Origin of the sequence: Bacillus cereus group sp. MYBK227-1 (genome assembly GCF_051916325.1) — a bacterium.
GTDB lineage: Bacteria > Bacillota > Bacilli > Bacillales > Bacillaceae_G > Bacillus_A > Bacillus_A cereus.
The window spans coordinates 372,809-392,496 of record NZ_JBQAGK010000002.1 but is presented as its reverse complement, the minus strand read 5'-3'; the positions used below and the strand labels follow the sequence as shown (position 1 = coordinate 392,496).

Below are 19,688 nucleotides of genomic sequence, written 5' to 3'. Positions count from 1 at the left end.
TTTCCATTTCTCCTACATAACTTCACGTATATTTCAAAACTAAAAATATTGATAATTCAAAAATCATCTGATATAATTTGGAAAAACTTACGTTAAGGAGAGATTTGCAATGCTAAATTTTAATACTTCTTTCCAACTTCATCATCAAACGTAACGCCGTGTATCCGAAGAAAAATTTTTCTTCGTGGGTACAGGGCTTTTCCTGTTGACCCACGAAGCGTTCATAAAGCTATGTGGGTATTTTTATACCTGCATAGCTTTTTTTAATTTGAAAAAGGAGTGATTATGATGGAAATGAGAAATGTAAAAGGAACGAAAGACTATTTACCAGAGGAGCAAGTGCTGCGAAATAAAATTAAAAGAGCTTGTGAAGATACGTTTGAACGATACGGATGCAAACCTTTAGAAACGCCGACGTTAAATATGTATGAGCTTATGTCTTACAAGTACGGCGGTGGCGATGAAATATTAAAAGAAATATATACACTTCAGGATCAAGGAAAACGTGAGCTCGCCTTACGATACGATTTAACTATTCCATTCGCAAAGGTTGTGGCAATGAATCCGAACCTCCGCCTCCCTTTTAAACGTTATGAGATTGGGAAAGTATTTCGAGATGGGCCAATTAAACAAGGAAGATTTCGTGAATTTATACAATGCGACGTTGATATCATCGGTGTTGAGTCTGTCATGGCAGAAGCTGAACTTATGGCTATGGCGTTTGAGCTGTTCCGAACGTTAAACTTAGAGATAACGATTCAATATAATAACCGAAAATTGTTAAATGGTATTCTTCAGGCCATTAACATCCCTACTGAGTTAACGAGTGACGTCATTTTGTCATTAGATAAAATCGAAAAGATTGGGATTGATGGTGTACGAAAAGATGTATTAGAGCGCGGGATTTCTGAAGAAATGGCTGATACGATATGTAATACCGTATTATCTTGTCTAAAGCTTACTATCGCTGACTTTAAAGAAGCTTTCAATAATCCACTCGTTGCCGATGGAGTAAACGAATTACAACAATTACAGCAATATTTAATCGCTCTCGGAATAAATGAAAATACGATATTTAATCCGTTTTTAGCGCGAGGACTCACAATGTATACAGGTACCGTATATGAAATCTTTTTAAAAGATGGATCAATTACATCCAGCATCGGTAGCGGAGGGCGATACGATAATATTATTGGGGCATTCCGCGGTGATAATATGAACTATCCAACAGTCGGTATTTCATTCGGTTTAGACGTTATTTATACAGCACTGTCACAGAAAGAAACGATATCATCTACAGCGGATGTATTTATCATCCCGCTTGGGACAGAATTACAATGCTTACAAATTGCCCAGCAATTACGTTCTACCACTTCCTTAAAAGTCGAACTAGAACTAGCAGAACGCAAATTAAAACGTGCCCTTAATTATGCCAATAAAGAGAATATCCCTTATGTGCTTATTATTGGGGAAGACGAACTTAGTACAAACACTGTTGTGTTGCGGAATATGAAGGAAGGTAGTGAGGTGAAGGTTCCGATTTCTTCTTTAAGTAATTATTTATAATACGAACCACCCTCGTTTGGGTGGTTTTTCTATTTTATAGATACCTAACAATTAGTTTACATAAAATTATTATAATCTATTAAAAATACAAATAAACAATATCCAATTACCTATTATTTTTGGTAATATATAGATACGAATTGTTTTAGGAGGATTAACTTTGAAAACCTACATTCAAGCACTAAAGTGGACTACAGGGATCTATCATCTTTTATTACTTCCTTGTTATTATGTATTTCCAAGTCTTGTTAACCTATATGGGTTACCTTTACTACTATTGATTGTTTTACATATCAATACTATTTTATTAGCTAAAAAAGAAGGCATGAATACGTACCCTCATTATATCGGTATTATCGTTACTCTAGTTGCCTTCTTTCCTTATATAGACATCTTTCTACATATGATAGCAGCCATTTTCCTTTTATTAGATGCTGCTTCTACGAATGCAAAAGAAGTGTATGATTCATAACAGGATGAAATGAAACTTTAATCAGTAGAGTTTTGAAGTCGGTTAGCAAATTGCAAAACTTACACAATAACTTCATTGCTAACACCCAAAAAGGATTTACTTTTTAAGTAAATCCTTTTTTAAATTCCCCTCCTTACTCCAGAATAATAAAAGAATATTCTGTTTAATTTTTATAAATTTCTAAATATTTATAATACATTCGAATTAACATACATTTTAGTTATGTAAAAAATCTAAGTTTTAAGGAGATGAATCCATGCTTAAAAAGTTGGTAGCAGGTGCATTATTAACTGTTTCGTCGTTAACTGGAGGAATGGGATTAGTATCAGCTAGTACCGAAAAAGATTATACGATTTCCTCTTTCGAATATGTAACTGTAGATGAAAAGACTGTTGATTCGTTTAACAAATTGAGTGCTCCATCAAAGGAAGACGTAAAAATAACGTTAGTTCTACCGAAACAAAATCAAAATGGAGACTGGTTATCTTATGGATTTTCGAGCAAAGAAAGTTTAGAGTCTTTTATTGAAAAGGATAAACAAAGGTTGAATCATTCAATCACTCTCCTTGGTGTTGGAGGAAGCGGACCTGGTAGTACAGACTTCTATAAACTCACAAATCAAGGTAGCGAGTATTTTTCTCTAAGTAGCGGTTATAAAAACTTGTCTGCTAGTTGGCAAAATCAAATTGTTTCTGTACGTACAGCAGCTCCTACTGCTAGCTATTCAACAACACTATGGGAACATACTTCTACTGACGGATATGGAAAAGGTGTTGTTTTTAAACATGCTGATTGGTATGGTCAAACTGCAAACTTAAATAACTTTCCAACTTCAGCAGTTGAAGTTAAAAAGTAAAAAATATAGAAATAAAAGGTGTTTTCACGTATGGAAACACCTTTTATTTCTACAACTATTTCACATAACTCGTCTATATCAATTTCAACTCTTAACTATTATTTTTCGTATTCCTATTCTCCAAAACCTTCTCCATATTATGAGTTGCCCATTCCATCATTAATAGAATCACTGGACGTAGTGATTCACCAAGCTCAGTTAACGAATATTCAACTTTAGGTGGCACTTCACGGTATACTTCACGATGTATAATGCCATCAGCTTCAAGTTCTCTCAGCTGCAGCGTTAACATTCTTTGTGTGATATTTGGTTTTAATCTTTTTAATTCATTAAACCGCTTTGTACCATCTAATAAATGATACAAAATTACCCCTTTCCATTTCCCTCCAATCACCTCAACCATAGCTTCAACTGGACAAGAATATTTATTTAAAAATGGGTAATTTATATTATTTTCGTTTGGACAATCCATAATAAATCCCTTCCCTTAACATTAGTATCTTTTTTGATACTATACCACATAAATGTGCGTACTTGTATCTATGTTACTTTAAAAATATAATTTACTTACAAAAATAAATTCATGAAAAGAGGAACTTTTATGACAAATACAAACGAAATTACAAAAGAAAAGATTATGGAGGCTTTTCATTTCAGACATGCATGTAAAGAATTCGATCCTATGCACAAAATTTCAGAAGAGGATTTCAAATTCATTTTAGAAACAGGCAGATTATCTCCTTCTTCTTTTGGATATGAGCCTTGGAAATTTATTGTCGTACAAAATAAAGAATTAAGAGAAAAACTACAACCGTATTCATGGGGCGCTGGTGGGCAACTTGCAACAGCTAGTCATTTTGTTATTGTTCTTTCAAGAAACATTAAAGATATGCATTATGATGCAGAGTATATTAAATATATGATGAACGATATTATTGGATTGCCTGAAGACACTCAAAAAATTAGATATGAATTCTTCAAAAAGTTCCAGGAAACAGATTTTAACTTATTACAATCCGATCGTGCTGTATTTGATTGGGCATCCAAGCAATCTTATATCGCTTTAGGTAATATGATGACGAGCGCAGCTCAAATCGGTATTGATTCTTGTCCAATAGAAGGATTTGATAAAGAGGAAGTAGATTCTTTACTTCGTCAAGAAGGCATTATACAAGGCGATAATCTTGAAGTATCAGTTATGGTTGCCTTTGGTTACCGTAAAGAAGAGCCAAAGCGTGATAAAACAAGACAGACTATGGATACAATTGTTGAATGGATTAAGTAATATAGCACAGACAAATAATGCTCCTAATAGCTGTATACTCATACTAAAGAAGAATGAATTGTTTTCTTACGTATGAATTTGGTTTTTCATGGAAAGATATGTTAGTATGTATACAGTTTGAGTGCTCTATTTTTAGAGTCGAACAGGAGGAGAATGAATATGTCTGATATTGAAGTTGGCGAAGTGTTTACTCTTAGTGATGAGAATAACGAAGAGCAAGAAGTAGAAGTACTTGGAGCGATGGATGTCGAAGGTGCAGAATATATTGCAGTTGCCTTTGTTGAAGATATCCAAACAGAAACTGAGGAAGACATTGATATTTTCTTTTTAAAAGTAGAAGAAGATAATGAGTTTTCATACATTGAAAATGATGAAGAGTTTGATAAAGTATCTGCTGCGTTTGAAAAGATTTTGGATGAGCAAGAGCAAGAATAGTATGAATGAAAAACACGAGGGCGGATGCATATCCGCCCTCTTTTTATTTATTACTCATCCAGAGACTCACGCAGTAATTGCAGTACATCTTTCATCGCAAAAGGTCCATCTTTTTTAACATGCTCTGCAAATTCTGAAACGAGACGTAATGTTCTCACACTTTCGATTGGATGTTCTCCTGATGCACTTTCAGCTGAAAGCATAACTGCATTCGTCCCGTCCAGTACAGCTTGAAACACATCAGTCACCTCTGCTCTTGTTGGAATAGAATGATCTACCATAGATTGAAGCATTTGTGTTGCTGTAATGACATATGTATTCGTTCGATTACATTCCTGAATCATCATTTTCTGTAAAAGCGGAATGCATTGATACGGTAACTCTACTCCTAAATCGCCCCTTGCAATCATAATTCCATCTGCTTCTTTACATATATCTTGAAAATTCTCGATTGCTTCCATCGTTTCTATTTTTGCAATTACATTAGGTGACGTTTCTTTATACTGTTGTATAAAATCTCGTATTTCTTTTATATGACTAGGTTTTCTTACGAAAGAACACGCGATAAAATCAACATTCTCTTCTAAAAGAAACTGAATATCTTTTTTATCTTTCTCTGTAATAGCTGGTAAACGAACAGCCGCATCTGGTAAATTAACTCCTTTATGAGATGAGATATTGCCACCTGTTTTTACCTTCGTTTCTATTTTGTCCGTACTTATCTTTTCAACAATTAATTCAACTTCTCCATCATTAATTAAAATTCTACTGCCTACTTTCACATCATTCGCAATTCCTTCATAATCAACACTCGCTTCTGTATTACTCCCTGTAACTGGTTGTGTATGTAAAATAAAAGAATCTCCTGCCTGAAGTGTAATTTGCTCTCCCTTCACTTCACCTAATCTTATTTTAGGACCTTGTACATCACCCAAAAATTTAATAGAGTCATCTAATGATTTCACTAAACGAATGATGTCTTTATGACTTTCATGCGTGCCATGCGATAAATTCAGTCGAACAATTTTCATACCATTCTTTATTAACTGTGCTAATGTTTCTTTATTATTACTTGCGGGTCCAATTGTACAAATTCGATCGATTGTCATTTTTTTCACCATCCTTTTTTTAATAAGTTTCCCATATGAACTTAAAAATAACAGAGATTCTGACATGAATAGATTTAAATTTACATGAATTTCATAAAATTAAACCTGTATCCCTTGCTGGCTAAGCATTAGAAGATATATTCGCTTTTTTGCAAATGAAGACATGTTGAATCGAAAGTAAAAGAAACGTTAAGTATGGGATAAACCATTGAGAGTTTCGAAATTTTTATATATTGTATGAATTGAGTTCGAACTCAAAAATTTAAAAAGGTGGGAAAATTAGTGAATATGAAAAAATCTTTATCGGTGACAACTTTAGGGTTAGCGGTTTTAGGTTTTGGTTTTACTAATAACGCAAGTGCTTCAGAGGTCGATACTGTAGACAAGCAGCCCGTTTTAGTTGACTTTGATACAATTCAATCAACAAAAACATCTAGTGTTCCTAGTTTGACTATTGCAGCTGCACCTAAGAATGACTCTAACATTAGCGTATATACTCCCTTTTTTGGTAACCCATATGCAGTTGCTAAATCGAAATCAACTACGACCGAAGACTATGTTTATGCAAAAGCAAGAACTTTCAATGGCGATGGCTCATTAGTGAATACGAAAAGTAATAGTGCAAAAAAATCATCCTTTGTAAGTGCTACAGCGACCAACACAAGCATTTATTATGGAGATGATTACGCTATCGGTAATCATACCTATAAATTAAGTGGTTATAATGATGTGAATCACGAAACAAAAGCTTTCTGGTAAGAAAGAGAAAAAAGATATGCATCTTGCATATCTTTTTTCTATAATATTTTACATATATTGAGGTGCTATTTATGAAACAAATATATATTATTAGCGGTGTTTTACTTATTTCATTACTTACAATTTATATTTTGTTCAATACTTCATTCATACAACCTCATCCACCTTCCATAGAAAATAAACGAGAGCAACAAACCAATACTATTTCTTACGGATTGAAGGATAATCAAGGCCAACATATTAACAATGGTAGTACAATTACTAGTGAGGATAATAAAATTAATGTAACATTATCATTCGTACATACTATTAATGAAAACCGAAAATATGGATTAATTGTTCTAGAAGATTACGAACAAAAACCTTTTAAAATAGAAGATACTACTACTGAAATATCACACTATTTTTTTGATATGAAACCAAACAGTTCAATTACTACGAAAATCTCTTTACACACTTCTCCTAATGCAAGTGAATTAACCTTTTTAATAATTAAAAAACCTGAATACAAATTAAAAGATAATAACTTAAATAAAGCAGCTATTTTAGAAGATATTCTAAGTATGCGATATTCAATGCATCCTCTTCAGAAAGAAAACGAAAAAATAAAACTCTCCCTTATAGATCCAGATGCTATTCTAAAAGATGGTCTTTACGAACCATTATTTGTTACGAACCGTGAAGAGAACTTACAAACTGTCTTCTTTGAAAAGGAAGGCAAGCAATTAATTTTATCAAACGGTAATGAAACAAATGATGAAATGACTTACGCAATCGTGGCTTTTAAAGATTGGAAACAAGTTGAAATATTTAACAATAGAAAAGTCGTTTATACTAAGGTTGCACCTGAAACGAGGCAAATCTTTAATTTCACATTACCTTCAGTGGATCAGGAAAGTAATTTGCAACTCGTCGCTTTTCCATTTCCTTATAAAGTTAGCGAAGAAGATTATATCAGTCAACAAGCATTCAGTTCCTTTCGCATCGTAATTGAAAATAGAAATAAATAAGTTATACTATGCACATTACAACAACCTAAAAAAGGCCTACTCACACGAGTAGGCTTTTGAAACTATGAAAGTTTCGTCAATAACTGATTTAAATCTTTTTTCGTTTTCGTCGTTAATGATTTCATTTTATTAATATCGATTTTTTCTTTCTCCGCTCCTACAATTAACGGATACATACTTTGACCGATTGTTTTAGAATCCGTCGGATGTGATGCTTCTAGCTCTTTTTCAATCACATCCCACTTTTCATTAATTTGTTTGCCAAGCTTATTCACTGTTTCCAATTTTGGATTAGCAGCTAACTGCTTGTCCAAGCTATCAATTAATGCTACAACTTCTTTAACATTCGTTTTCACAGCAACACTTTTCTTCGGATCTTTCGTTGTCTTTCCGTTATTGTTTGTGCTTGTACTTGTGCTTTGATCTGTTGTTTTCCCGCTAGTCGTTTGATCATTCGTTTTTCCTGTCGTCTCTTTTTCTTTTGTTTTTACATTTTCGTTTTGAGTTGACGTTTTGCCGTTACTTTCTGTCCCTGATGATTCTTTCGTATTTTTTGCATCCTTATCTGTTTTTTCATTTGAAGAAGTATTTGTTTCTTTTTCAGTATCTTTCGTTGTTTTTGACGCTTCATCTGCACTTGTCGTTTTTGCTTCTCCATCATTTTGCGCAGTTACTTGCTCTTTCTTTTCCGTTTCTTTATCTGATGAAGGACTACAAGCTGCCATAGTAAGCATTGTACCAATTGTTATCGATGCGATAGCGACCTTTTTCATTTTCATATAAATCCCCCTATGTTTTACATAATTTATCCTCCCCTTTACGATTCGATTCCCCCTTAAAAAATCCCTTTTCATAGGAATTATCATCTTTCCGACAGTAATCTTCATAATAATACGTACAAAAACTGATAAACTCATTTTAATATTCGAGTTTCTTCTACTTCATTTTTCTACTCGCAAGTAAAAGAAAAAGAGTATATTGTCACATTAAGAATTACTATCTTCATATGACGATATACTCTTCTATCAAATTTTTATCTTTCTTGACATTTTATTTATACAAAAAAATAAAATTTTCTTTCGTTTTTTGTTTCTCAACATTTGTTAACATAATATTTTTATGAGTAACCACCATTCGAGTGAATGACTTGCCCAGTAACCCATTTCGCTTCTTCACTTACTAAAAAAGAAATTAAGCGCGCAGCATCCACCGGTTCTCCTACTTTACCTTGTGGGAACTTCCATACTAAATGATGCTTCAGCTCCTCTGTAATCCATCCTGTATTCGTCGGTCCTGGATCTACAGCATTCACTGTAATCCCCTTCTCCATCGCAACTGGTGCTACTGACTTTGTAAATGCTTCAATTGCCCCTTTCGTTGCTGCATATGCAAGTTCATCTGGCATTGGACCTACTGACTGTCCCGAAGTAAGATTAATAATACTCCCGCCCGTTTTAAGTGAATAATGTTTTATAAACAATGAACTTAATAGCATAGTAGCCCGAACATTAACTGTATAATGTTTATCCAACTGCTCTACATCTAATTCCTCAATCCTCGTATGAGTAGAATATACTGCATTATTAACTAGAATAGATGGATCACCTAACCGTTCTGATACCATATAAAACAAACGATTTGGCGAATAAGACTGCGATAAATTGATTTCTGCCATTTCACATCGAACATCGTAACTTTCAATTTCCTTTTTCAGCAAAAAGGGTTCTTGATCACTCATTCCCCATGGCATCGCTTTATCATACTTTGGCCAGTACGTGAAAAAAATGTCTATCCCTTTTTGAGCAAGCACCTTGCATACAGCTGCACCAATTCCATTCAGACGAGTTGCCCCTGTTACAATTGCTATTTTCTTCACCTTTTTCTCCTCCATCTATACACAGATCCCCTGCATGAATACAGAGGATCTATCTTCTTATTGAATATTTGACAGTATACGTTCAGCACCTAATTTTAACATTTTAATAAAGATATAATTTACAATCGTAAACATTACAAATAAAACGATAAACATAACCCACAGTCCGACATGAAGGAAGAAGTATAATACACTTACTCCCCCCACAATAATTAAAGCTATTAAAATATTAGCTAAAAAATTCCATAAAGTTGTATATCGACTTTTAAATAATTTCTGCTCTGTATCCCAATGAATATCTGCAGTTTGCGCGTCCCAGCGTGTTCCGATTAAATTAATTAATAACAACCCGTTCGCACTTAGTAAAAACCACAGTATCATAAAGACTGGAGAAATCCCAGCTACAACTGCCATCGTAATACCGAATACTGCTAAAATGATCACATTAATTAACCAAGCAGTGATTGCTTTCGCAAAAAAGATATCCGAAGCCTTTACTGGTAAATAACGATTCACAAACCAAGAGCTTCCATCTCGTGAAAATGACGTTGTTGCAATGACGTTACTCCCCATTAAAAATAACGATGCACAAAGGCCAACACCAATTGCAAATCCCGTTGTCTCTGGATTGTTAATATACTCTGTAATAAACTTTAAATTTCCATCTTGCACAAATAAAATAAAGAACAACATAATTGGCATAACGAAAGTTTGTACAATGCAATTTAAGAAAAATTGTGGTGTACGGAATAACGTTTTAAATTCTTTTTTCACATACGCTTTTAAATGCGAACTTTGTACTGTTGATTTCTGTAAACCTTCCGCCGAAATAACTTGTTTCTTTGCTGTACTCGTTGAAAGTCCAATAACCCCTTTTAAATATGTACGCTCTGCTATGTAATAAAACAACACAAAGAAGACAAATGAAATAACTGCAAAGATTATTACATATAAAGGTCCCTTCCAATTTGCATTTTCTACTAATGCTACTGCTCCAAAATATGTAGTTGGAAAATAGTTTGTCATTTGTACTAAAAGAGAAGACTGGTTGTTTGCAAGGTAATCCGCAATTGCATCTTCAGAAAACGAACTTTTATTTTTCCACTGCAAAAATACGTTAATTCCTACAATAAATAGTATACTTACGATTCCAATAAATATATTTCCTCGGTCTTTATTTTTCGCTATATTTGTATACCTCATAATAACTGTCATCAGTAACGAAGCTAGTACTAACGGCACAATTGGGAAGAGTAAGTAAATGAAAATCATATATATGTAATATGTAATAAATGCGCCACTTTTTAAACCGTACGTAATAAAGATCGGTAATAAAATAAATGAACTCATTACGTATTGTGTAATTAATACTGTTAAAAATTTGGCTGAAATAATTTGCGCTGGTTTTAATGGTAATGGTAATAACATTTCAATGTCATTGCTGTAGTAAAATACAGTTAAAATGTTCGTAATACTCATTAAAAATACCCATATACTCGCAATCGCAAGTCCCATTGCGATAATCATTCCTGGATCTTGCCCTAAATGTATCATTCCCTCATACATTGCATGCGTGATAGAACCAAACAGTAAAAAGCCGACAAATAAAATAGCTGCAAATGAAAATACATACGCCCATCGCTTCTTCTTATCTGTTATAAAATCTGCATAATTTAATTTCAATAATACTTTCGTTAACGTCCAAATTTTACTCATTGCCCGTCATCTCCAAGAACATTTTTTCAAGTGATTCATTGGATTTAAAATGATCTCTCATTTCATCTAAATTCCCTTTAAACTGAAGGTTTCCCTTATTAATAATCGCGACGCGGTCACATAATTTTTCTGCCACTTCTAATACGTGTGTAGAGAAGAATACAATCTTTCCTTTATCCGCATGTTCTCTCATCATTTCTTTTAAAATATATGCAGATTTCGGATCAAGCCCAGTTAATGGTTCATCTAAAATCCATACATCTGGCTCATGTACGAGCACACCAATAATAACGATTTTTTGTCTCATACCGTGCGAATAACTTTGAATTTGATCAGATAAAGCATTATAAAGATCAAACTTCTTCGCTAAAGACTCTATTCGTTCTTGTCGTACTTCTTTCGGCACTTCATACATATCGGCCATAAAGTTTAAATATTCAATTCCTTTTAATCGTAAAAACATATCTGGACTATCTGGTACATAACCAAACGTCTTCTTCGCTTCCATCGGCTCTTCCATAATATTTTTTCCGTTAATCGTAATAGTCCCTTTGTCCACCCCGTGAATACCAGTAATCATCTTAATTGTCGTTGATTTACCCGCACCATTCGGTCCTAAAAATCCAAAGATTTCGCCGCTAGGTACAGATAAACTTAAGTCTTTTACTGCATAGGTAGACCCATTATAACTTTTTGACACATTCGTAATTTCAATCATTCCATCCAATCCTTTCCTTAATTACCAAATAACTATATTGATATTATAGCATAGTTCTATTTTAAGATTTTTACATTTTTCAGTATATTTAACCTTTAAAATAAATATACACCCCTAATCCAACAACTAAAACGACAGCTAGTATAATATAAATCATTGTTAAGCGTTTAATATTCCCCTTTGTCGCTTTGCTATAATTTGCATCACCATTCCGCCCAATTAAAACCGTCGCAATGACAGTAATCACTACAAGTAATACAACGATCATGATCCAAGTTAGCATTTCTTCCTCCCCCTCCTTACAACCATTTTACAATATTATCCTCTTTATTTCGCAGCATATTTCCTCTTTTTACTATTATTATGAAGCAAACTGGAAAACTATTATTACCATTCCTATCCATATGTGATATATTTATAACATAACGTGATTTATTTCTAACACTATAAGGAGGAACTATCATGAAAACAACTTGGATAAAATATTTAGGATTTCTCGGTTTCTTCGGTTTCCTCGGATTTTTTTATGAAAAAGGATTGTTTACTATGTTCTGTTTCTTCTCCTTTTTCACATCGTATAGAACAGTTCAACACGATGAACTGTTTGAACAAATTGTCAATAAATCGTGTCGCAATGCATTTATCGTTACGTTACTAACTACCACAATCATTATGTTTATTGAAATGTTATTTCCAAACCCTACGCTACAAGAGATTGATATCGCTCTTATTTTCGGCACACTCATTCTTACATTCGGCTTTTCTATGTTCTTTTTCGATAAACCAATTGATGAAATGGAAGATGCACCATGGCGTTCGTAACGAGAATAAAAGAATACCGTGCCAAATTGAACATGACACAAGAAGATTTAGCGAAGAGCGTTGGTGTGCGACGTGAAACAATTAGTCATCTCGAAAAAGGTAAATACAATCCTTCCTTACAACTTGCTCACGATATAGCGAAGGCATTACATAGTACGATTGATGAGATTTTTATTTTTGAGGATAAATAAAAAATACCGTCATTCTTTCCAAGAAGAATGACGGTATTTCTTATTGATTATCCATATAAAACCGCATGAAATACGCCTAATAGTAAGTATTGATCCTCCATGTAATCTCCATCATATACATTCATCTCAATGTAATACATATCTTCCTCAAGACGAATATTCCAATCTGCAATTACATAGCCTTTTCGTAATAATTTTCCCATTCCAAATGAAGTTTTATGAACAACATATTCTTCTGCCTTATATGTAAAGGTAAATAAGAAATTTGCATCCAATAACTTTCCGTCACATACAAGTATTTCATGCTCTGCATCATGATTATCTTTGTACATTACTAAAATCCTTCTTTGGCGCTGCCTACTTACATCCTTTGCAATGACGCGAATATTGTCCTTGCTATCCTTTATTTCATAAATAATATTACTACCAATTTTCGGAATAAAATCCAGCACTCTCATCAGCGTATTTTTATAATAGCCCCTTACTACACCTACTTGCTCACTTCCATTATAAACCTCTATCGGTGTCGTATCTGCTTTGCTATCACACGGTCGTTTGTAAGAGAGCTGCATCATTCGCTCTCCTCTTAAGTACTGATCAAACGTCACAGGATATTCTATCATGCGCAGTTCTTTATTTAACTCATACAAATAGCGTTGAACACTCTCTATTAATGTTGTAGTAGCTATACGCTCTTGAAGTTCAAATTCTTGCCAGCTGGAAAAAACATTCCATTGATTATGATCCTCTTCATAGAAGAAACCAAGAATTACCTCTTCACGGTCAGCCGTTTCATATTTCATAGGCACGTTCTGCCCATGTTGAACTTGTTCCATCCACTGACCTAAATAAATCCCCAGCTCTGCAACCTTCATACATGATTTTTGAAAAAATACGCTGTCACTCGCGCAAATCGTTACATCTCCTTCGATAAAGCCCTTTGAATAAGCATCATACCGTGGCTCATCCTTCTGCGGGAGATTTTTGTCTAACTCAAATAAAAACGTTAACATCCTTTATTCACCTCTAGTTGTTACACTAATCATACATGACATCGCATCACGCTAGGAAACTATTTATATACGCATATTTAATTCACGCATTATAACACGTGAATGACCTTGTATAGTAGCTCTATTTTTTTGTTCTATATCTTAGTATATGAATTTATATGAGCGATTTTTCAAATATATCTATCGCAACTTACAATATATCAACGATTTTTCAAATATATCTATCACAACTTACAATATATCAACGATTTTTTCAATATATCTATCACAACTTACAATATATCAACGATTTTTTCAATATATCTATCACAACTTACAATATATCAACGATTTTTTCAATATATCGATTTTTCGACAAATATCAGCACAATTAAAATGAAGCTACCTTTTCTTCCGCCACTTCTACAATTTCTAAAATTTGTAGAAGACTCTCCATTTCATAAGTCGGATTAACACTCGTCTTATTCTCTTTCAAACTCGGATTATACCAACACGTATCAATGCCGTAATCTTCTCCGCCTTTCATATCAGAAGTTAACGAATCTCCAACCATGAGTACGCTTGATTTATCTGTAATCCCAAACTTTTCAAACGCATAATCAAAAATCTCACGTGCTGGTTTTTGATGACCAACTTCTTCAGAAATAATAATGTGATCAAAGAAATTACATAAAGGCGAATTTCCGATTCTTGATTGTTGCACCTTCGTATATCCATTCGTAATAATACCTAACTTGCAATCTTGTAGATTTTCACATAATTGTACTGCGCCTTCTATAAGATGTACTTCTTTCCCTAAGTTTTCAAGATATACATCACTAAATTGCTGTGCATCTACGTCTATATTATGAAGTGCAAATAATTGTCTAAATCGATCTACTGCTAATTCACTTAGCGTAATCATTTTATTTTCTAAATCTCTCCATAATCCATTACTAATCTCTTTATAGCTTGCAAGATAATCATTATACCCTGTAGACATACCAAACTGTACAAACGCATTATGTAATGCGTGTCTTTCCGTTTCAGGGAAATCTAATAATGTATCATCTACGTCGAATAATATAACTTTGTATTTCATGATGTTCTCCTCAATTCCTATTTTAAAAGCTTCGTTCTCATTGCTTATAAATTTTTATATATTTCGTGATGAAGCGCTTTAACCCGCTCTTTATAGAATACACCTTTATCTTTTATTTTCAAATGTGCTATAAATAAGTTTGCTAGCATGACTGCTGTATCTAGTCTATAAAATAAACTAACAATATGAGGAGTAACATTAAAGATACTATCATTCTTATATCCATCTTTAAATTCATCCCAACTAACCTCATTTGTTTCAGCTATTCTCATAAGCTCCAGCAATGGATGACCAATTAAAGCGTTATCCCAATCAACTATTGCTTTAACTTCTCCATTATACCCGATTAAATTGGCTGGTCGAATGTCCATATGTAATAAACATTTTACATGATCTGCTGTACTAAGAATATATTCAATTGTTTTTGTATTCGGAAGATTAATTTTACAGTCCGTGATTGTATTAAACCCTTCTATCCGTTTCACAATTCGTTCTGCTATATACTTACTAATGGGCTCTCTAATATTTTGTTTGTAATACAAACCATCAATTGGCATACTATGAAGCTTGCTTACTAACTCCCCTATTTTGCATGCGGAAATTGGCGTACGATCAGCATACACACAATCCGAAATTAAAAAATCAAGTTCGGTTGAAAGATGCAATCCGTGTATCCTTGGTACTGGAATACCTTTTGAATGACAATACTTAGACAGCTCCGCTTCCTTTTGCAACGAAATCCGACTGTTAAATAAGTCTTCATTTATATTTTCCACTTCTCTTTCCCACGGTACTCGAAATGCTAAAGACCCCTTTTCTGAATCTCCTTGAAAAACAATATTTTGCACTCCCGTTCCAATCACCTTTAAATCTTGAATAGCTAGTTCCTTATACTCTTGACTTAGTATTGTTGCCAGCTTTTCTCTTAACCCCTCTGCTTTTACACGTGTATGAATCATTTTATCCCCCGATTCTTAAGTTCTTTTCATCCATTTTCTCCTCGGTGCACAACATCCTCATTAACAAAATTATAGCAACAATAGTAAAAGGAGGCTAATCCGCTCAGCCTCCTTCTCATTATTAATCTTCTAGCAATAACTCTTTCATTTCCTCTAACGACTCTTTCGTAAAGCCAAGAGCCCTTTCAGCGTATGCTTCAACTGATCCGTATTGCTTTTGAATTTCACCAATCGCAGCTTGCAAGTATTCAGCACGTGCTTCAAACATTGCACCTAATATTGCTCTGCTCTCATCGTTTTGTAATTTCGCACCTAAAAAGGCCATCATTTTTTCATTTAACTTTTCACGGAATCCGTTACTTAATAAGTAATCTTCCATTACTGTTTTTTCCGGTATACCTAGTAAAAGTAATAATAATGCTGAACCAAATCCAGTACGATCTTTTCCAGCTGTACAGTGGTTTACTAACGGTAAGTTTTCCGGGTTTTGCGCTAAGTTTAAGAAGCTCACGAATGCCTCGTTGCCACTTACGAAATCTTGATTCATTTTCACAAGATACTCACCTGGTTTTCCTAACATAGAAAGGTCACCAACTTGGAAAAACTCATTTATATTTAAGTCTTTCGCTAAGTCTTGCATAACTGGTAAGCACACTTGACGAGCACCTGTAATTTCTGGATTCGGCTTATGCTTCACTTCAAAGTCTGTACGGTAATCACAAATTAACTTTAAGCCAGACTTTTGTAAATACGCAATATCCCATTCTGTTAGTCCTGCTAATTCTTCAGAACGGTATAATTTGCCCCATTTCACTTTACGTCCATCTGTCGTTTCATATCCTCCCATATCACGGAAGTTAAACGCGCCTTGTAATGGCAGTCTACGCTCAGCTACTGTTACTGCTTGTCCATTACTTCCTACTAATCTAAAATATGGACGTTCATTTTCACTCGGGTTTTCAATTGTATATGATAATTCTCCATTTACCGTTGCAAGTAATTCTCCAGTTTCTTCAATATGTTCTGGTGAAGTACTCCAATAAATACGAACTTCTTCTATATTATTTTCCCATTTTATTTGTAACGTATTATCTTCATTTCTCTCTACAGTTGCTTGTAGCCAATTTCTTTGCTGCTCCATTCTTTCACCAACGCTTTCTCTTATAATCGAATCTCACTCTATTGTATTATACAAATATCTACTTTGTCGTTCTCATTTTTCTTTTTATCTTACAAACAGGCAAAAAGTTCTTTTACTTGTTCAAAATTTGTACATGGATTACCGCGAAATACGTATGCGATTTGTTCATTACCTAAATCTTCGTATACAACTGTTCCGCGATTAGGGTGCGAATAAAACTCTAACCCGTTTATAATTTGTTTTGGGCCATAGTTCATTGTCCATGAAGAAATAGGATAATACGCTTTGTTTTTATGTCTACAAACCCAAAGTGCATATAGTTTATTAACTTCGTCCCAGTATACATACTGCGTTTCGTCATTTCCGAAACCGACCGATTCAAGTTTCCAATTTAGTTTTTCATGAATTAACAAATTTACATAGGATACGTCATCTGGAGCATTCCACTCTCTACATCTTCCTATCTCACCCATTTCACTTCTCTTCGCTTGAAAGCTTAATAAGTGAAATGATGTATGTAATATCGTTTTCCCAAGCTCCATATTTACTGGTTGTAATTCAAATAGAAATCGTTCCATTTCGTCTTGGTTTACATATCCATGATCAACAGAAATTTCAACTTGTGTTTTCCATATAGATGTAACGTAACTTTCTTTTCCTTTATAATTTACACCTTTCCAATACACAAGCCCTTTATATTGAAAACAATCTCCTTTTGCTTGAGAAATACAGCTATCCGGAAATACTGGTTCCATTATATCGAGAAAAAATTCCTTTACTCGAAACATCCCAGTTGGAGTAACAACCTGAAACCAAAAAGTTCCCCACTTTTCACCTTCATAACGTTCTGAAACTTTTTCAACATTCCAGCCTTCTAACAATACATTTGGATACAATAACACGAATGAATGCATGGATTGCTTTAACATATATAGTCCCCTCCCGCTATACGAGTTCGAGAGTATACATCATTCATCCTCCTAAAACTTTCTCACATATCTCTCAGTTGAACTAAGCAGCTGACATCCGTTCTTTTCAAAAACATCCTTCATCCACTCATTTTGCATATTTGTCTCACCAATATAATAAGATGCACCTATTTCCTTTAAGACAAACATCGCACCTGCAAATAATGCGGCTTCATATCCCTTATTACGCACATTTGGAGTAACTGCGAAGTACATAAGTTTTCCTTCTTCTAACGTACCTCTTTCAATATGCGGGATTACAATTCCTATCGGCTTTTCATCGACACTCGCTGTTAAGCAATGTTCTTTCCATTGCTCACCAATTTCTTCTAGCATCATATGCACAAATTGATCATGAGCGACTGGTTCTCCCGTTGCTTCATTCCACAGTGAATAAAAAGCCTCTTCTCCAACTTCTTCAATAAGCTTAAAATCAATTTCACTTTCTACATCTTCTACTTCGTATATATCTTTAAATACAATCATGTTTTCCGTAACATATTCAAATGAATACGTTTCAAAACATTTTTTATACACATCATAATTTGGACTTTTTGAAGAGATTTCAAAATGTAGTTTTTCTAATCCATCTTTTTTAGCTTCAGCAACGTAATATTGCACCATCTCTTCTAATTGCTCTTCTGTAAAAACCTCTGCATTATTTTCTTTTATCATAATAGAAGAAGCACTTCTTCTTATTTTAAAATGTTTTTCTAACTGTTCTATCGTCGTCATATTCTTCCCTCATCTATATCATACTCGAATTTCTAATCGTTCTCCTTGCATGAGCAGGATTGTCCTTGAATATATAGAATACTAGAAAAGATCGCATCTTTAAAGTGCGGAGGAGGTTCTCCATTGGATATTACAGCATTGCAACAACAGTTAGAGCTTATACAACAAAATGACTACACGCAACTGCAACATATAGACGTAAATGAGTTAACTTTGAACATGCTTCAGTATATCGGAACGACTGATAGCTACGTTCGTTACCAACTTATATATAAATGTTTTGCGCATTTCATTCATCATGAATTCCTTATGGACGATCAGCTGAAATTACTTCTGCAAACTTGTTTAAGTGATGAGTATTTATATTGTGACATTTACTCCCCACATACAGATGGGGTTTTCACACGTTCTTACACTGTTTCGTTAATTGCGTTAATACTCCAATTCGCTAATTCGCACTACTTTTGTACAGAGGAGGATATCGAAGAAATAAAAAATAAACTCATTACATACACAAACTTAGAAACGGATTTTCGGGGCTATATTGAAAATAAAGGATGGGCTCATTGTCTTGCTCATGTATCTGATGCCTTTACTGAAATTGTTCATAATACGTATACAACTTTTGAATGGTACGAAGAATTAATTCATTGTTTATTAAATAAAATCTTTATTCCATCTGACCTTTTTCATAATAACGAAGATGAACGCATTGTTACTCCATTACTAGCAATGCTGTATCATGATTTTCCTCAGAACGATTTAATTTCTATTATTCATAAAAAAATAAAAAGGCTTCCTCAAATTAGAAAACGCCTTTCGCTTAATGAGTATTGTATTTTATGTGCCAATATTAAAACCTTTTTACGCACATTATTTTTCAGAACGAAAGATGACCATAACTTAGCCTTTACAGCACGTAAAACAGAAAGAATGTTAAAAGAACTTCCTAACTATTATTAAATACAAGGAGCAA

The 19,688-nt window shown here is 33.8% G+C and carries 23 protein-coding genes; 10 read left to right on the top strand and 13 right to left on the bottom strand.

Going from position 1 to position 19,688, the window contains the following annotated elements; genetic code table 11:
- The first annotated feature begins 288 nt into the window (after positions 1-288).
- From ACTFRM_RS09110 to ACTFRM_RS09100, 3 genes are all read left to right on the top strand, one after another.
- Positions 289-1,566: a histidine--tRNA ligase gene (locus tag ACTFRM_RS09110; RefSeq protein WP_440043244.1), complete on the top strand. Its 1,278-nt coding sequence runs from the start codon at positions 289-291 to the stop codon at positions 1,564-1,566.
- A 160-nt stretch (positions 1,567-1,726) separates the two neighbouring features.
- Positions 1,727-2,038, top strand: a complete 312-nt coding sequence (locus ACTFRM_RS09105) for a hypothetical protein (protein ID WP_000860725.1) — start codon at positions 1,727-1,729, stop codon at positions 2,036-2,038.
- 256 nt (positions 2,039-2,294) lie between these two features.
- Positions 2,295-2,894: a hypothetical protein gene (locus ACTFRM_RS09100; RefSeq protein ID WP_017657569.1), complete on the top strand. Its 600-nt coding sequence runs from the start codon at positions 2,295-2,297 to the stop codon at positions 2,892-2,894.
- A gap of 91 nt (positions 2,895-2,985) precedes the next feature.
- Here the strand turns inward: ACTFRM_RS09100 and ACTFRM_RS09095 are convergent, their stop codons facing one another.
- Entirely contained in the window at positions 2,986-3,366 is a 381-nt protein-coding gene (locus ACTFRM_RS09095; RefSeq protein WP_016124938.1) for a winged helix-turn-helix transcriptional regulator, read from the bottom strand.
- A 129-nt stretch (positions 3,367-3,495) separates the two neighbouring features.
- On the opposite strand from ACTFRM_RS09095, the gene ACTFRM_RS09090 reads away from it, so the two are divergent.
- The gene (locus ACTFRM_RS09090) at positions 3,496-4,179 is read left to right on the top strand and encodes an NAD(P)H-dependent oxidoreductase (RefSeq protein ID WP_000185712.1); all 684 of its coding nucleotides are present in this window, start codon (positions 3,496-3,498) and stop codon (positions 4,177-4,179) included.
- Positions 4,180-4,332: 153 nt separating this feature from the next.
- Positions 4,333-4,614 carry a DUF1292 domain-containing protein gene (locus ACTFRM_RS09085; protein ID WP_002005464.1) on the top strand — a complete coding sequence of 94 codons (282 nt, stop codon included), beginning with the start codon at positions 4,333-4,335 and terminating at the stop codon, positions 4,612-4,614.
- A 50-nt stretch (positions 4,615-4,664) separates the two neighbouring features.
- Here the strand turns inward: ACTFRM_RS09085 and ACTFRM_RS09080 are convergent, their stop codons facing one another.
- Entirely contained in the window at positions 4,665-5,723 is a 1,059-nt protein-coding gene (locus ACTFRM_RS09080) for a pyruvate kinase (RefSeq protein WP_000151079.1), read from the bottom strand.
- 282 nt (positions 5,724-6,005) lie between these two features.
- Here ACTFRM_RS09080 and ACTFRM_RS09075 point away from each other — a divergent pair, with 282 nt between their 5' ends.
- Complete coding sequence (locus ACTFRM_RS09075; protein WP_001056353.1) at positions 6,006-6,482, top strand: hypothetical protein; 477 nt, start codon at positions 6,006-6,008, stop codon at positions 6,480-6,482.
- A 71-nt stretch (positions 6,483-6,553) separates the two neighbouring features.
- Positions 6,554-7,492: a hypothetical protein gene (locus ACTFRM_RS09070; protein ID WP_079004641.1), complete on the top strand. Its 939-nt coding sequence runs from the start codon at positions 6,554-6,556 to the stop codon at positions 7,490-7,492.
- Between the two features lie 62 nt (positions 7,493-7,554).
- On the opposite strand, the gene ACTFRM_RS09065 is transcribed toward ACTFRM_RS09070, so the two are convergent.
- From ACTFRM_RS09065 to ACTFRM_RS09045, 5 genes are all read right to left on the bottom strand, one after another.
- A complete protein-coding gene (locus ACTFRM_RS09065) occupies positions 7,555-8,271 on the bottom strand; it encodes a hypothetical protein (protein WP_079004640.1) in 717 nt (238 codons plus the stop codon).
- 338 nt (positions 8,272-8,609) lie between these two features.
- On the bottom strand, positions 8,610-9,368 hold the full coding sequence (locus tag ACTFRM_RS09060) for an SDR family oxidoreductase (protein WP_000716965.1): 759 nt from the start codon (positions 9,366-9,368) through the stop codon (positions 8,610-8,612).
- A gap of 57 nt (positions 9,369-9,425) precedes the next feature.
- The gene (locus ACTFRM_RS09055) at positions 9,426-11,084 is read right to left on the bottom strand and encodes a putative ABC transporter permease subunit (RefSeq protein WP_000036884.1); all 1,659 of its coding nucleotides are present in this window, start codon (positions 11,082-11,084) and stop codon (positions 9,426-9,428) included.
- Positions 11,077-11,802, bottom strand: a complete 726-nt coding sequence (locus tag ACTFRM_RS09050; protein ID WP_000570206.1) for an ABC transporter ATP-binding protein — start codon at positions 11,800-11,802, stop codon at positions 11,077-11,079. The genes ACTFRM_RS09055 and ACTFRM_RS09050 overlap by 8 nt, the downstream gene beginning before the upstream one ends.
- An 88-nt stretch (positions 11,803-11,890) precedes the next feature.
- Positions 11,891-12,085: a hypothetical protein gene (locus tag ACTFRM_RS09045; protein WP_000958863.1), complete on the bottom strand. Its 195-nt coding sequence runs from the start codon at positions 12,083-12,085 to the stop codon at positions 11,891-11,893.
- Between the two features lie 179 nt (positions 12,086-12,264).
- Here ACTFRM_RS09045 and ACTFRM_RS09040 point away from each other — a divergent pair, with 179 nt between their 5' ends.
- Positions 12,265-12,624, top strand: a complete 360-nt coding sequence (locus ACTFRM_RS09040) for a DUF3796 domain-containing protein (protein ID WP_000859225.1) — start codon at positions 12,265-12,267, stop codon at positions 12,622-12,624.
- Positions 12,612-12,815 (top strand): helix-turn-helix transcriptional regulator, encoded by a 204-nt coding sequence (locus ACTFRM_RS09035; protein WP_016122876.1) that lies wholly within the window; start codon positions 12,612-12,614, stop codon positions 12,813-12,815. The genes ACTFRM_RS09040 and ACTFRM_RS09035 overlap by 13 nt, the downstream gene beginning before the upstream one ends.
- Positions 12,816-12,862: 47 nt before the next feature.
- Here the strand turns inward: ACTFRM_RS09035 and ACTFRM_RS09030 are convergent, their stop codons facing one another.
- From ACTFRM_RS09030 to ACTFRM_RS09005, 6 genes are all read right to left on the bottom strand, one after another.
- Positions 12,863-13,828, bottom strand: coding sequence for a tubby C-terminal domain-like protein (locus tag ACTFRM_RS09030; protein ID WP_000955100.1), 966 nt, complete (start codon positions 13,826-13,828; stop codon positions 12,863-12,865).
- Positions 13,829-14,198: 370 nt separating this feature from the next.
- Positions 14,199-14,909, bottom strand: a complete 711-nt coding sequence (locus ACTFRM_RS09025; RefSeq protein ID WP_410979636.1) for a YjjG family noncanonical pyrimidine nucleotidase — start codon at positions 14,907-14,909, stop codon at positions 14,199-14,201.
- A 44-nt stretch (positions 14,910-14,953) separates the two neighbouring features.
- Positions 14,954-15,868, bottom strand: coding sequence for a phosphotransferase family protein (locus ACTFRM_RS09020; RefSeq protein ID WP_366987203.1), 915 nt, complete (start codon positions 15,866-15,868; stop codon positions 14,954-14,956).
- Positions 15,869-15,989: 121 nt separating this feature from the next.
- A complete protein-coding gene (locus ACTFRM_RS09015; RefSeq protein WP_134265992.1) occupies positions 15,990-17,009 on the bottom strand; it encodes a tyrosine-protein phosphatase in 1,020 nt (339 codons plus the stop codon).
- An 89-nt stretch (positions 17,010-17,098) separates the two neighbouring features.
- The gene (locus tag ACTFRM_RS09010; RefSeq protein WP_002198007.1) at positions 17,099-17,938 is read right to left on the bottom strand and encodes a hypothetical protein; all 840 of its coding nucleotides are present in this window, start codon (positions 17,936-17,938) and stop codon (positions 17,099-17,101) included.
- Positions 17,939-17,989: 51 nt separating this feature from the next.
- Positions 17,990-18,712 (bottom strand): GNAT family N-acetyltransferase, encoded by a 723-nt coding sequence (locus tag ACTFRM_RS09005; protein ID WP_000207419.1) that lies wholly within the window; start codon positions 18,710-18,712, stop codon positions 17,990-17,992.
- 123 nt (positions 18,713-18,835) lie between these two features.
- Between ACTFRM_RS09005 and ACTFRM_RS09000 the strand changes: the two genes are divergently transcribed.
- A complete protein-coding gene (locus ACTFRM_RS09000) occupies positions 18,836-19,675 on the top strand; it encodes a DUF2785 domain-containing protein (protein WP_000355451.1) in 840 nt (279 codons plus the stop codon).
- Positions 19,676-19,688: the final 13 nt, after the last annotated feature.

Coding starts and splice junctions, on each gene's coding strand:
- ACTFRM_RS09090 (WP_000185712.1), top strand. CDS start 3,496: ATGACAAATACAAACGAAATTACAAAAGAAAAGATTATGGAGGCTTTT.
- ACTFRM_RS09035 (WP_016122876.1), top strand. CDS start 12,612: ATGGCGTTCGTAACGAGAATAAAAGAATACCGTGCCAAATTGAACATG.
- ACTFRM_RS09095 (WP_016124938.1), bottom strand. CDS start 3,366: ATGGATTGTCCAAACGAAAATAATATAAATTACCCATTTTTAAATAAA.
- ACTFRM_RS09015 (WP_134265992.1), bottom strand. CDS start 17,009: ATGGAGCAGCAAAGAAATTGGCTACAAGCAACTGTAGAGAGAAATGAA.
- ACTFRM_RS09030 (WP_000955100.1), bottom strand. CDS start 13,828: ATGTTAACGTTTTTATTTGAGTTAGACAAAAATCTCCCGCAGAAGGAT.
- ACTFRM_RS09005 (WP_000207419.1), bottom strand. CDS start 18,712: ATGACGACGATAGAACAGTTAGAAAAACATTTTAAAATAAGAAGAAGT.
- ACTFRM_RS09050 (WP_000570206.1), bottom strand. CDS start 11,802: ATGATTGAAATTACGAATGTGTCAAAAAGTTATAATGGGTCTACCTAT.
- ACTFRM_RS09045 (WP_000958863.1), bottom strand. CDS start 12,085: ATGCTAACTTGGATCATGATCGTTGTATTACTTGTAGTGATTACTGTC.
- ACTFRM_RS09065 (WP_079004640.1), bottom strand. CDS start 8,271: ATGAAAATGAAAAAGGTCGCTATCGCATCGATAACAATTGGTACAATG.
- ACTFRM_RS09070 (WP_079004641.1), top strand. CDS start 6,554: ATGAAACAAATATATATTATTAGCGGTGTTTTACTTATTTCATTACTT.
- ACTFRM_RS09025 (WP_410979636.1), bottom strand. CDS start 14,909: ATGAAATACAAAGTTATATTATTCGACGTAGATGATACATTATTAGAT.
- ACTFRM_RS09040 (WP_000859225.1), top strand. CDS start 12,265: ATGAAAACAACTTGGATAAAATATTTAGGATTTCTCGGTTTCTTCGGT.
- ACTFRM_RS09085 (WP_002005464.1), top strand. CDS start 4,333: ATGAATATGTCTGATATTGAAGTTGGCGAAGTGTTTACTCTTAGTGAT.
- ACTFRM_RS09100 (WP_017657569.1), top strand. CDS start 2,295: ATGCTTAAAAAGTTGGTAGCAGGTGCATTATTAACTGTTTCGTCGTTA.
- ACTFRM_RS09020 (WP_366987203.1), bottom strand. CDS start 15,868: ATGATTCATACACGTGTAAAAGCAGAGGGGTTAAGAGAAAAGCTGGCA.
- ACTFRM_RS09080 (WP_000151079.1), bottom strand. CDS start 5,723: ATGACAATCGATCGAATTTGTACAATTGGACCCGCAAGTAATAATAAA.
- ACTFRM_RS09010 (WP_002198007.1), bottom strand. CDS start 17,938: ATGTTAAAGCAATCCATGCATTCATTCGTGTTATTGTATCCAAATGTA.
- ACTFRM_RS09110 (WP_440043244.1), top strand. CDS start 289: ATGGAAATGAGAAATGTAAAAGGAACGAAAGACTATTTACCAGAGGAG.
- ACTFRM_RS09055 (WP_000036884.1), bottom strand. CDS start 11,084: ATGAGTAAAATTTGGACGTTAACGAAAGTATTATTGAAATTAAATTAT.